The organism is Shigella sp. FC1567 (assembly GCF_001743015.1).
GTDB classification, from domain to species: domain Bacteria; phylum Pseudomonadota; class Gammaproteobacteria; order Enterobacterales; family Enterobacteriaceae; genus Escherichia; species Escherichia coli.
In genome coordinates this window covers 1-12,362 of the sequence record NZ_MIIV01000034.1, presented here as the reverse complement: position 1 = coordinate 12,362, position 12,362 = coordinate 1, and the positions used below count along the sequence as shown (strand labels likewise).

At 51.6% G+C, this 12,362-nt stretch carries 14 protein-coding genes and 1 pseudogene; 7 read left to right on the top strand and 8 right to left on the bottom strand.

The annotated features are described in order from the left end of the window. From BHE85_RS03030 to yfbV, 4 genes are all read right to left on the bottom strand, one after another. The coding region (locus tag BHE85_RS03030) for a transposase (protein ID WP_032219445.1) at positions 1 to 307 on the bottom strand (307 nt) is incomplete at its 3' end. A 66-nt stretch (positions 308 to 373) separates the two neighbouring features. Then, a complete protein-coding gene (hxpA, locus tag BHE85_RS03025) occupies positions 374 to 1,024 on the bottom strand; it encodes a hexitol phosphatase HxpA (RefSeq protein ID WP_001203384.1) in 651 nt (216 codons plus the stop codon). A gap of 10 nt (positions 1,025 to 1,034) precedes the next feature. Further along, entirely contained in the window at positions 1,035 to 1,529 is a 495-nt protein-coding gene (locus tag BHE85_RS03020; protein WP_000426122.1) for a YfbU family protein, read from the bottom strand. An 83-nt stretch (positions 1,530 to 1,612) separates the two neighbouring features. Beyond that, positions 1,613 to 2,068, bottom strand: coding sequence for a terminus macrodomain insulation protein YfbV (gene yfbV / locus BHE85_RS03015; RefSeq protein WP_000106627.1), 456 nt, complete (start codon positions 2,066 to 2,068; stop codon positions 1,613 to 1,615). 337 nt (positions 2,069 to 2,405) lie between these two features. On the opposite strand from yfbV, the gene ackA reads away from it, so the two are divergent. The 3 genes from ackA (at position 2,406) to yfcC (ending at position 7,537) form a co-directional block, all read left to right on the top strand. Continuing rightward, a complete protein-coding gene (ackA, locus tag BHE85_RS03010; RefSeq protein WP_000095707.1) occupies positions 2,406 to 3,608 on the top strand; it encodes an acetate kinase in 1,203 nt (400 codons plus the stop codon). 74 nt (positions 3,609 to 3,682) lie between these two features. Then, complete coding sequence (gene pta, locus BHE85_RS03005) at positions 3,683 to 5,827, top strand: phosphate acetyltransferase (RefSeq protein WP_000086728.1); 2,145 nt, start codon at positions 3,683 to 3,685, stop codon at positions 5,825 to 5,827. A gap of 189 nt (positions 5,828 to 6,016) precedes the next feature. Continuing rightward, entirely contained in the window at positions 6,017 to 7,537 is a 1,521-nt protein-coding gene (gene yfcC / locus BHE85_RS03000; RefSeq protein ID WP_001274499.1) for a putative basic amino acid antiporter YfcC, read from the top strand. Positions 7,538 to 7,569: 32 nt separating this feature from the next. Here yfcC and yfcD read toward each other — a convergent pair whose 3' ends face one another. From yfcD to yfcF, 3 genes are read right to left on the bottom strand one after another with little or no spacing between them, the layout of a single operon-like run. After that, positions 7,570 to 8,112: an NUDIX hydrolase YfcD gene (gene yfcD / locus BHE85_RS02995; RefSeq protein WP_000437935.1), complete on the bottom strand. Its 543-nt coding sequence runs from the start codon at positions 8,110 to 8,112 to the stop codon at positions 7,570 to 7,572. Between the two features lie 57 nt (positions 8,113 to 8,169). After that, positions 8,170 to 8,721, bottom strand: coding sequence for a phosphodiesterase (gene yfcE, locus BHE85_RS02990; RefSeq protein ID WP_000772452.1), 552 nt, complete (start codon positions 8,719 to 8,721; stop codon positions 8,170 to 8,172). Positions 8,722 to 8,776: 55 nt separating this feature from the next. Beyond that, positions 8,777 to 9,409 carry a glutathione transferase gene (gene yfcF / locus BHE85_RS02985; RefSeq protein ID WP_000042443.1) on the bottom strand — a complete coding sequence of 211 codons (633 nt, stop codon included), beginning with the start codon at positions 9,407 to 9,409 and terminating at the stop codon, positions 8,777 to 8,779. Positions 9,410 to 9,544: 135 nt separating this feature from the next. On the opposite strand from yfcF, the gene yfcG reads away from it, so the two are divergent. The 3 genes from yfcG to BHE85_RS02970 are packed head-to-tail and all read left to right on the top strand — an operon-like array spanning position 9,545 to position 11,525. After that, positions 9,545 to 10,192, top strand: coding sequence for a GSH-dependent disulfide bond oxidoreductase (gene yfcG / locus BHE85_RS02980; RefSeq protein ID WP_000566469.1), 648 nt, complete (start codon positions 9,545 to 9,547; stop codon positions 10,190 to 10,192). 56 nt (positions 10,193 to 10,248) lie between these two features. Continuing rightward, entirely contained in the window at positions 10,249 to 10,611 is a 363-nt protein-coding gene (folX, locus tag BHE85_RS02975) for a dihydroneopterin triphosphate 2'-epimerase (protein WP_000068457.1), read from the top strand. Positions 10,612 to 10,631: 20 nt separating this feature from the next. Next, on the top strand, positions 10,632 to 11,525 hold the full coding sequence (locus BHE85_RS02970) for a TIGR01777 family oxidoreductase (RefSeq protein WP_001028334.1): 894 nt from the start codon (positions 10,632 to 10,634) through the stop codon (positions 11,523 to 11,525). Positions 11,526 to 11,572: 47 nt separating this feature from the next. On the opposite strand, the pseudogene rpnB reads toward BHE85_RS02970, so the two are convergent. Continuing rightward, positions 11,573 to 12,142: pseudogene (gene rpnB, locus BHE85_RS02965) on the bottom strand (recombination-promoting nuclease RpnB); the annotation flags it as partial. A 55-nt stretch (positions 12,143 to 12,197) separates the two neighbouring features. Here rpnB and BHE85_RS02960 point away from each other — a divergent pair. Next, positions 12,198 to 12,362 (top strand): IS1 family transposase (locus tag BHE85_RS02960; RefSeq protein WP_047664789.1); only part of this gene is annotated, 165 nt, incomplete at its 3' end.

The window sequence follows — 12,362 nt, the reverse complement described above, 5'->3', positions numbered from 1 at the left end:
CGAACTCCGCCTTCGCAAAATAAGCGGAAGCCTGGCGAAGGATATCGTTACTGCGGCGCAGTTCACGATTTTCACGTTCCAGCTCTTTCAGACGCTGACGTTCAGCGGTGGTGAGCCCGCCATCACCGCCTCCGGTATCCCGCTCATGCTGGCGTACCCAGACACGCAGAGTCTCCGGTGTACAGCCAATCTTTGGGGCAATGGAACAAATTGCCGCCCACTGTGAGTCATATTCGCCCTGACTTTCCAGAACCATACGAATCGCCCTCTGACGGACTTCGGGGGAAAAACGAGTATTTTTAGTCATCCTGTTTACCTCTTTCTCAGGGAGTTTAGTCTCCAGGATTCCCGGGGCGGTTCATGATCAGGTGTTTCACTGAATAATAACATCGCCATTTAGCTGTTTGGTCACAGTAATTTGCTCCAGACTGTGGAGGACCAAATCGACCTCATTCAGGCGCGGGGTATCTGCCGGAGCGTTAACCGCAATGACATGGCAACCCGCCGCCAGGCCAGAAAGCACGCCAGCGGGAGCATCTTCCGCCACCACACACTCCTGCGGCGCAAGCCCCAGCAGCTGCGCACCTAACAGATACGCATCAGGTTCTGGTTTTCCGCGCTTCACTCGCTCAGCGGTTACAAACACCTCTGGTGCGGGAAGCCCAGCTATTTTATGGCGCGCTCGCGCTACCGGCATGGAGCCAGAAGTCACAATGGCCCACGGAATACCTGCTTTATTCAAATGATTGAGTAAGGCGATTGCCCCCGGAAGCGCGGTAATACCTTCGGTTTCCGTGGCCTCGATGTGCTCCAGACACGTAAACTCGGCGGCAATATCAGCCTCGGATTTGCCCGCCATAAAATGGCGCAAAGAGGTGATCGCCTGTTTACCGTGAATGAAAGCCAGCACCTCTTCCGGCGCTAACCCATGACGTCTGGCCCAGTTGCTCCACGCCCGTTCTACCGCAGGCAGGGAATCCACCAGCGTTCCATCAAGATCAAACAGAAAACCTTTGCACCGCACGCGGGCCTCCTCAGGCGTTGATAATTTGATTAATTTCGTTGGCGCTCAAATGGTACTGACGCAGGCAGGCATGCCACACATTAAGCATGCGCTGATATTTTTCCCACATTGGCGTCTGGGCGTTAAAACCATGAGTCCCAGCGTCAAAATGGGTATAGCGCCCTTCCACATTAACCATAAAGCGGACATAACCGAGGTAACGTGCTTCAGTGGCGGCGTCAAAGCCGAGGAAGGTGACACGACGTTCATCGATGGATTGCTGGTCCTGCAAATTAGACCAGGAAACATGCAACGCATGATACATCTCCATAATGTCGATGATAGTGCGGCAGGTTTCTTCTTTCAGCTCGCCAAACTCGCGATCCAATTCACGCATCTGTAATCCGTAACCACGCTCAATAATTGTTTGCAGGCGACGGTAACGTTCAGCATTTGCCGGATCGAGCATAGTCATCATCTTGTACTGATTAGACAAAATAAGACGTTGCGCGTTGGTCATTTCCATTGTTGACTCCTGTATCACTCTACTACGGTGAAAAAAAAAGAAGGCTGAGTATGCCTTCTTTTATATGCGTAATCAGGGGTCAATTACAAATCATCAAGGAAAGTTTTATCCAGTTGTTTGAAGGCGCGCTTAAGCGTGTCAGCTAATGCCTGGTAATCAGGCTTGCCTTCAACGGGTGCCAACACCTGTCCAGACTCCTGCAATTTACCGCGAACTTCATAAAACCAGTTGAGGATAGCAGGGGGTAATGGCGTTACAGAACGCTTGCCCAGCCACCATAATCCCTGCATGGGTAAACTTAAGGCGAACAGCGCAGTGGCAACTGCCGGCCCAAGCTGACCGCCCAGGGCAATCTGCCAGCAGAGAGTAAATACGGCGATCGGCGGCATAAAACGGATCGCATAACGCGTCATCTTGATAACGCGATTTTCGACAAAGACCGGGGCAAGGCGTTTTTCCAGCGGCCACGTCTTTGAGTAATGCTGTCCCCGGCGAAACAAGCTAAAAAAATTAACAGAACGATTATCCGGCGTTGACATGCTTCACCTCAACTTCACATATAAAGATTCAAAAATTTGTGCAAATTCACAACTCAGCGGGACAACATTCAAAACATTTTGTCTTCCATACCCACTATCAGGTATCCTTTAGCAGCCTGAAGGCCTAAGTAGTACATATTCATTGAGTCGTCAAATTCATATACATTATGCCATTGGCTGAAAATTACGCAAAATGGCATAGACTCAAGATATTTCTTCCATCATGCAAAAAAAATTTGCAGTGCATGATGTTAATCATAAATGTCGGTGTCATCATGCGCTACGCTCTATGGCTCCCTGACGTTTTTTTAGCCACGTATCAATTATAGGTACTTCCATGTCGAGTAAGTTAGTACTGGTTCTGAACTGCGGTAGTTCTTCACTGAAATTTGCCATCATCGATGCAGTAAATGGTGAAGAGTACCTTTCTGGTTTAGCCGAATGTTTCCACCTGCCCGAAGCACGTATCAAATGGAAAATGGACGGCAATAAACAGGAAGCGGCTTTAGGTGCAGGCGCCGCTCACAGCGAAGCGCTCAACTTTATCGTTAATACTATTCTGGCACAAAAACCAGAACTGTCTGCGCAGCTGACTGCTATCGGTCACCGTATCGTACACGGCGGCGAAAAGTATACCAGCTCCGTAGTGATCGATGAGTCTGTTATTCAGGGTATCAAAGATGCAGCTTCTTTTGCACCGCTACACAACCCGGCTCACCTGATCGGTATCGAAGAAGCTCTGAAATCTTTCCCACAGCTGAAAGACAAAAACGTTGCTGTATTTGACACCGCGTTCCACCAGACTATGCCGGAAGAGTCTTACCTCTACGCCCTGCCTTACAACCTGTACAAAGAGCACGGCATCCGTCGTTACGGCGCGCACGGCACCAGCCACTTCTATGTAACCCAGGAAGCGGCAAAAATGCTGAACAAACCGGTAGAAGAACTGAACATCATCACCTGCCACCTGGGCAACGGTGGTTCCGTTTCTGCTATCCGCAACGGTAAATGCGTTGACACCTCTATGGGCCTGACCCCGCTGGAAGGTCTGGTCATGGGTACCCGTTCTGGTGATATCGATCCGGCGATCATCTTCCACCTGCACGACACCCTGGGCATGAGCGTTGACGCAATCAACAAACTGCTGACCAAAGAGTCTGGCCTGCTGGGTCTGACCGAAGTGACCAGCGACTGCCGCTATGTTGAAGACAACTACGCGACGAAAGAAGACGCGAAGCGCGCAATGGACGTTTACTGCCACCGCCTGGCGAAATACATCGGTGCCTACACTGCGCTGATGGATGGTCGTCTGGACGCTGTTGTATTCACTGGTGGTATCGGTGAAAATGCCGCGATGGTTCGTGAACTGTCTCTGGGCAAACTGGGCGTGCTGGGCTTTGAAGTTGATCATGAACGCAACCTGGCTGCACGTTTCGGCAAATCTGGTTTCATCAACAAAGAAGGTACCCGTCCTGCGGTGGTTATCCCAACCAACGAAGAACTGGTTATCGCGCAAGACGCGAGCCGCCTGACTGCCTGATTTCACACCGCCAGCTCAGCTGGCGGTGCTGTTTTGTAACCCGCCAAATCGGCGGTAACGAAAGAGGATAAACCGTGTCCCGTATTATTATGCTGATCCCTACCGGAACCAGCGTCGGTCTGACCAGCGTCAGCCTTGGCGTGATCCGTGCAATGGAACGCAAAGGCGTTCGTCTGAGCGTTTTCAAACCTATCGCTCAGCCGCGTACCGGTGGCGATGCGCCCGATCAGACTACGACTATCGTGCGTGCGAACTCTTCCACCACGACGGCCGCTGAACCGCTGAAAATGAGCTACGTTGAAGGTCTGCTTTCCAGCAATCAGAAAGATGTGCTGATGGAAGAGATCGTCGCAAACTACCACGCTAACACCAAAGACGCTGAAGTCGTTCTGGTTGAAGGTCTGGTCCCGACACGTAAGCACCAGTTTGCCCAGTCTCTGAACTACGAAATCGCTAAAACGCTGAATGCGGAAATCGTCTTCGTTATGTCTCAGGGCACTGACACCCCGGAACAGCTGAAAGAGCGTATCGAACTGACCCGCAACAGCTTCGGCGGTGCCAAAAACACCAACATCACCGGCGTTATCGTTAACAAACTGAACGCACCGGTTGATGAACAGGGTCGTACTCGCCCGGATCTGTCCGAGATTTTCGACGACTCTTCCAAAGCTAAAGTAAACAATGTTGATCCGGCGAAGCTGCAAGAATCCAGCCCGCTGCCGGTTCTCGGCGCTGTGCCGTGGAGCTTTGACCTGATCGCGACTCGTGCGATCGATATGGCTCGCCACCTGAATGCGACCATCATCAACGAAGGCGACATCAATACTCGCCGCGTTAAATCCGTCACTTTCTGCGCACGCAGCATTCCGCACATGCTGGAGCACTTCCGTGCCGGTTCTCTGCTGGTGACTTCCGCAGACCGTCCTGACGTGCTGGTCGCCGCTTGCCTGGCAGCCATGAACGGCGTAGAAATCGGTGCCCTGCTGCTGACTGGCGGCTACGAAATGGACGCGCGCATTTCTAAACTGTGCGAACGTGCTTTCGCTACCGGCCTGCCGGTATTTATGGTGAACACCAACACCTGGCAGACCTCTCTGAGCCTGCAGAGCTTCAACCAGGAAGTTCCGGTTGACGATCACGAACGTATCGAGAAAGTTCAGGAATACGTTGCTAACTACATCAACGCTGACTGGATCGAATCTCTGACTGCCACTTCTGAGCGCAGCCGTCGTCTGTCTCCGCCTGCGTTCCGTTATCAGCTGACTGAACTTGCGCGCAAAGCGGGCAAACGTATCGTACTGCCGGAAGGTGACGAACCGCGTACCGTTAAAGCAGCCGCTATCTGTGCTGAACGTGGTATCGCAACTTGCGTACTGCTGGGTAATCCGGCAGAGATCAACCGTGTTGCAGCGTCTCAGGGTGTAGAACTGGGTGCAGGGATTGAAATCGTTGATCCAGAAGTGGTTCGCGAAAGCTATGTTGGTCGTCTGGTCGAACTGCGTAAGAACAAAGGCATGACCGAAACCGTTGCCCGCGAACAGCTGGAAGACAACGTGGTGCTCGGTACGCTGATGCTGGAACAGGATGAAGTTGATGGTCTGGTTTCCGGTGCTGTTCACACTACCGCAAACACCATCCGTCCGCCGCTGCAGCTGATCAAAACTGCACCGGGCAGCTCCCTGGTATCTTCCGTGTTCTTCATGCTGCTGCCGGAACAGGTTTACGTTTACGGTGACTGTGCGATCAACCCGGATCCGACCGCTGAACAGCTGGCAGAAATCGCGATTCAGTCCGCTGATTCCGCTGCGGCCTTCGGTATCGAACCGCGCGTTGCTATGCTCTCCTACTCCACCGGTACTTCTGGTGCAGGTAGCGACGTAGAAAAAGTTCGCGAAGCAACTCGTCTGGCGCAGGAAAAACGTCCTGACCTGATGATCGACGGTCCGCTGCAGTACGACGCTGCGGTAATGGCTGACGTTGCGAAATCCAAAGCGCCGAACTCTCCGGTTGCAGGTCGCGCTACCGTGTTTATCTTCCCGGATCTGAACACCGGTAACACCACCTACAAAGCGGTACAGCGTTCTGCCGACCTGATCTCCATCGGGCCGATGCTGCAGGGTATGCGCAAGCCGGTTAACGACCTGTCCCGTGGCGCACTGGTTGACGATATCGTCTACACCATCGCGCTGACTGCGATTCAGTCTGCACAGCAGCAGTAATCTCGTCATCATCCGCAGCTTTGCGCTGCGGATATCTGAACCGGAAATAATCACTATTTCCGGTTTTTTATTCTCTTAATCTGCATTAATCCTTTCTGATTATCTTGCTTAACTGCGCTGCATCAATGAATTGCGCCATTTCACTTTGCATACTTACCACTTTGTTTTGTGCAAGGGAATATTTGCGCTATGTCCGCAATCACTGAATCCAAACCAACAAGAAGATGGGCAATGCCCGATACGTTGGTGATTATCTTTTTTGTTGCTATTTTAACCAGCCTTGCCACCTGGGTAGTTCCGGTGGGGATGTTTGACAGTCAGGAAGTGCAGTATCAGGTTGATGGTCAAACAAAAACACGCAAAGTCGTAGATCCACACTCATTTCGCATTCTGACTAACGAAGCAGGCGAACCTGAGTATCACCGCGTACAGCTGTTCACGACGGGCGATGAACGCCCGGGCCTGATGAACTTCCCGTTTGAAGGATTAACCTCAGGATCGAAATACGGGACAGCTGTTGGCATCATCATGTTTATGCTGGTGATTGGCGGCGCGTTTGGCATTGTGATGCGTACAGGAACCATTGATAACGGTATCCTGGCGCTTATTCGCCATACCCGCGGGAATGAAATTCTCTTTATTCCTGCGCTGTTTATTCTGTTTTCACTTGGCGGCGCGGTATTTGGTATGGGAGAAGAGGCCGTCGCCTTTGCCATTATCATCGCACCGCTAATGGTCCGGCTGGGCTATGACAGTATTACCACCGTCCTGGTGACCTATATTGCCACGCAAATCGGTTTTGCCAGTTCGTGGATGAACCCGTTTTGTGTGGTCGTTGCTCAGGGGATTGCCGGCGTTCCGGTGCTTTCTGGCTCCGGGTTGCGCATCGTGGTGTGGGTTATCGCCACTATGATTGGCCTGATCTTTACCATGGTGTACGCCTCACGAGTGAAAAAGAATCCTCTTCTGTCACGCGTGCATGAGTCCGACCGCTTCTTTCGTGAAAAGCAGGCGGATGTTGAACAACGTCCGTTTACCTTTGGTGACTGGCTGGTATTGATTGTCCTGACCGCCGTAATGGTCTGGGTGATTTGGGGCGTGATCGTTAATGCCTGGTTTATTCCAGAAATTGCCAGCCAGTTCTTCACCATGGGTCTGGTGATTGGCATCATCGGCGTTGTTTTCCGCCTTAACGGCATGACGGTTAATACCATGGCTTCATCCTTTACCGAAGGGGCGCGAATGATGATCGCCCCTGCCCTGCTGGTGGGTTTCGCCAAAGGGATTTTGCTGCTGGTCGGTAATGGTGAAGCGGGTGATGCCAGCGTGTTAAATACCATCCTCAACAGCATTGCCAATGCCATTAGCGGTCTGGACAACGCGGTCGCGGCCTGGTTTATGTTGCTCTTCCAGGCGGTATTTAATTTCTTCGTGACGTCCGGTTCTGGTCAGGCGGCGTTAACCATGCCGTTACTGGCACCGCTTGGCGATCTGGTCGGTGTTAACCGTCAGATTACCGTGCTGGCATTCCAGTTTGGTGATGGCTTCAGTCACATCATTTACCCAACCTCAGCTTCGTTAATGGCAACTCTCGGTGTGTGCAGGGTGGACTTCCGTAACTGGCTGAAGGTGGGCGCGACCCTACTTGGACTGCTGTTTATTATGTCCAGCGTCGTAGTGATCGGCGCTCAGTTGATGGGCTACCACTAAAAATGTTAAGAGCCGCAATTGCGGCTCTTTTTTCATTCTGCCGTTTCAGTCTCTACGGCTTCATTTTTGGCATTGCGCTTCATCCACAACGCCAGCGCTTTCAGCGAGTCTGGAGTGAACTCATCGCAGCGTGCGGTGATTTCTTCCGGCGTCAGCCAGCAAACTTCACTGACTTCATCTTCCTGTAGGGCGAAGGGACCGTGAGAGACGCAGCTGAACAACGCGCCCCAGACACGGCAATTTTTATCTTCGAAATAGAACTGCCCGTGCTCGGCAAAGGGGACACCGGCAATGCCCAACTCTTCTTCCGCTTCGCGACGCGCGGATTCCAGCAGTTGCTCATCGGCCTGAACCACACCGCCTGCGGTCGCATCTAACATGCCGGGTAAAAAGTCTTTTGTCTCGGTACGACGCTGGACCAGAATTTTGCCCATGCCATCATGCACGACGATGTAAGTTGCACGATGACGCAGACACTGTGCCCGCATTTGTTCCCGGCTGGCTTGTGCAATGACTTCGTTCTCTTCATTGACAATATCCACCCATTCAGTACTTGCCAAACGACGCTGTTCCATTATCAGGAAACCTTCTTTTTCTGGCGCTCTTACGGCGCATTTTGAGTTGTGGGTAAATTACGGATTAATCGCGACCTGCGCAATGATACTTTGATCATTGAGTGCGATTACACTAAGTACGTCATTATCCAGCATGCCATAACTCGCCGGATTACCGCCTTTCGGAATACTCACCGAGCCGGGGTTGAAGTGGAAAATCTCCCCCCGCTGTTCTGCCACTGGCAGATGGGTATGACCGTACACCAGCACATCGTTCTGGTTTAAAGCAGGTAGATTTTCCGGGCCAAAAAGATGACCATGCGTCAAAAACAGACGTTGTTTTTCCAGTAATACCTGTTGCCACGGCGCGGTTATCGGGAAATGCAGCAGCATTTGATCCACTTCGCTGTCGCAGTTGCCGCGCACAGCGATAACCTTATGTGCCACTTCATTAAGCCGTTCAGCGACTTTGGCTGGCGCGTAACCCTCCGGTAAAGCATTACGCGGGCCGTGATTCAACACGTCGCCAAGGATCACCAGCCACTGGGCACCGCTTTGGGCAAACAACTCCAGAACACGTTCCGTCGCCGGTAACGACCCATGAATGTCCGATGCAAACATCAGTTTCATCACTCACTCCTCGTCGAAAAAACGTAAGCTATGATACTGGATTCTGTCGTTGCTATCAGCCAGATTGCTTCGCCGAAAGTGCAATAAAACGCTGGACAGACGCTCGCTGCCACTGGAATGTCGCATAATCCACCAGGCGTTCTGGCACCTCATCGCCATGTAGTACCAGGCGGTTAATCATTAGCGCCAGATCAGTATCAGCAATGCACCATTCACCAAATAAATTCGGCTGACCCAGTGCTAACAAATGTTCTGCCATCGCGACACTGGCTTTTCCCTCGGCCGTTAGTGGCGCTTTTTTCGCCCCCGCAAAGACAACATCCGTCGGACGCTCTTCGCGGATGGGCATCAGATCGCTGCGCAGCCAGGCCTGAATCTGTCGTGCACGCGCACGATTTTCTAAATCAAGCGGATAAATACGTTCCCAGGTCGGTGGCGCAAATCGATCTTCCAGATACTCCGCAATGGCAGAAGATTCACTCAACTCAAAATCATCGATTTGTAATAACGGCACACGGCGTGTCTGACCGTAACCTTGCCACGTCGGCTGCAAATGTTCACCGCTGTCGAGGTCGATGGTCTTGATATGAAACGACAGGCCTTTTTCCTGCAACGCCACCCAAGCGGATAACACATAAGGGGAGAAAAAGTGGGCATCTGACCAAAGCGTGATAGCGGGTTTACTCATTATGTCCTCGGCAATAAAGGAGGCTGGCTATCAAACTATAGAGCCTTTTTGTCACTGTCACGTGACGAATACTCACGTAAGTCGCCGCGCTTTCTATACTTGTGGTGTTCAGATGATTAAACAACCGGAGCTGCAATGATCGATCTCTATTTCGCCCCGACACCCAATGGTCACAAAATTACGCTGTTTCTCGAAGAAGCAGAGCTTGATTATCGCTTGATTAAGGTAGACCTGGGGAAAGGCGGTCAGTTTCGTCCGGAATTTTTGCGCATTTCGCCCAACAACAAAATTCCGGCAATTGTTGATCATTCTCCTGCCGATGGCGGCGAACCGCTAAGCCTCTTTGAATCTGGTGCCATTTTGTTGTATCTGGCTGAGAAAACGGGGCTCTTTTTGAGTCATGAAACGCGTGAACGCGCCGCCACATTACAGTGGTTATTCTGGCAGGTAGGCGAACTGGGGCCGATGCTTGGGCAAAATCATCATTTTAATCACGCAGCCCCCCAAACCATTCCTTACGCTATTGAACGTTATCAGGTTGAAACTCAGCGTCTTTACCATGTACTAAACAAGCGGCTGGAAAACTCGCCCTGGCTGGGAGGCGAGAACTACAGCATTGCGGATATTGCCTGCTGGCCGTGGGTTAATGCCTGGACTCGCCAGCGAATTGACCTCGCAATGTATCCGGCAGTCAAGAACTGGCATGAGCGGATCCGTTCGCGCCCTGCCACCGGGCAGGCACTGCTAAAAGCACAACTCGGTGATGAGCGTTCGGATAGTTAACAGAAACAGGTTCTCGTGTATTATTTCATCCTAAGTAAAACAACGGAGAACCTGCAATGGCACAACCTGCCGCTATTATTCGTATAAAGAACCTTCGTTTACGTACGTTTATCGGAATTAAGGAAGAAGAAATTAACAACCGTCAGGATATTGTTATCAATGTGACGATCCACTACCCCGCCGATAAAGCGCGCACTAGCGAAGATATCAACGATGCGCTGAATTATCGCACCGTAACGAAAAACATTATTCAGCATGTAGAGAATAACCGTTTCTCTTTGTTGGAAAAATTAACTCAGGATGTGCTCGATATCGCACGTGAACATCACTGGGTGACGTATGCTGAAGTGGAGATCGATAAACTGCACGCGCTGCGCTACGCCGATTCGGTATCCATGACCTTAAGCTGGCAGCGTTAACCGCCATATCGGGAGGCTGCATGAACATAGTGATCACCGGAGGGACGGGATTAATTGGTCGCCATTTGATTCCGCGTTTGCTGGAGCTGGGCCATCAAATCACGGTAGTGACGCGTAACCCACAGAAAGCCAGTTCCGTTCTCGGCCCTCGGGTGACGCTATGGCAAGGGCTAGCCGATCAAAGCAACCTCAACGGCGTTGATGCGGTAATCAACCTGGCCGGAGAACCGATTGCTGATAAACGCTGGACTCACGAGCAAAAAGAGCGTCTCTGCCAAAGCCGCTGGAATATCACGCAAAAACTGGTCGATTTGATTAATGCCAGCGACACGCCGCCGTCGGTACTCATTTCCGGCTCGGCAACGGGCTATTATGGCGACTTAGGTGAAGTGGTGGTTACCGAAGAGGAACCGCCGCATAACGAATTTACTCATAAACTCTGCGCCCGCTGGGAAGAGATTGCCTGCCGGGCGCAAAGTGACAAAACGCGAGTGTGCCTGCTGCGAACCGGCGTGGTACTGGCACCGGACGGCGGTATTCTCGGTAAAATGCTGCCACCGTTTCGTCTTGGCCTGGGCGGGCCGATTGACTCTGGTCGGCAGTATCTGGCCTGGATTCATATTGATGATATGGTCAACGGTATTCTCTGGCTGCTGGATAACGAGCTCCGCGGGCCATTTAATATGGTTTCGCCCTACCCGGTACGCAATGAACAATTTGCCCATGCGCTCGGTCACGCGCTGCATCGCCCGGCCATTTTGCGCGTCCCCGCGACCGCCATTCGACTGTTAATGGGCGAATCTTCAGTACTGGTATTAGGTGGACAACGCGCGCTGCCTAAACGGCTGGAAGAAGCGGGTTTTGCGTTTCGCTGGTACGATTTAGAAGAGGCGCTGGCGGATGTCGTTCGCTGATGTGGTTTACAGCAAACATCCGCCAGTTAACTCCCGGTGTTACAGGATTAGTGGCTTTGCGCGATAAGATCGTCTGGTGAAAGTCGGGTCACCATCATAACTAACTCTCTGTCTAAACCTCTATCCAGCATCTCCTGAGCAATACGCAGGGCTTCTTCGTGTTTGCCCTGCATTGCGCCTTCTTCACGTAATCTGTCAGCAATGGTCATCAGTTTCTCCTTTTCTTGTGGTGCGCGTTCCGCTATCTCACCAATAAATGCACGAAAACGCTGGGCATCCCCTGTTTGTAATACGTAATTAAACAGGGCTTTTAGCTGTCTGTCATTAGTGTTCCCTGTAACTAGCAGCGAAACAATTTGGTCGACTAATCCCAACAGATCGCGCTGACGAATATGTTTCTGAATTAACTCCAACAGCGCCATTTTGCGGTGTTGCATAATCTCGTCATCCGGCACCACGGTAATATCCACCAACGGAAACGCTGATGAATATATTTTGCGGGCTATAGCAGGCTCGGCAAATTCATCAAGCCAGCAGAGTGAATAAGGATAAGGACTTCTGCAACCATGATAAAACAGCATCGGGATCACCAATGGAAGCTCTTTATAGCCCGCATCGGTAATGCTGCCAACTTACTGATTTAGTGTATGATGGTGATTTTAAGGTGCTTGCGTGGCTTCCATTTCCATCAGATGTCCTTCCTGCTCCGCTACTGAAGGCGTGGTGCGTAACGGCAAAAGCACTGCCGGACATCAGCGCTATCTCTGCTCTCATTGCCGTAAAACATGGCAACTACAGTTCACTTACACCGCCTCTCAGCCCGGTACGCACCAGAAA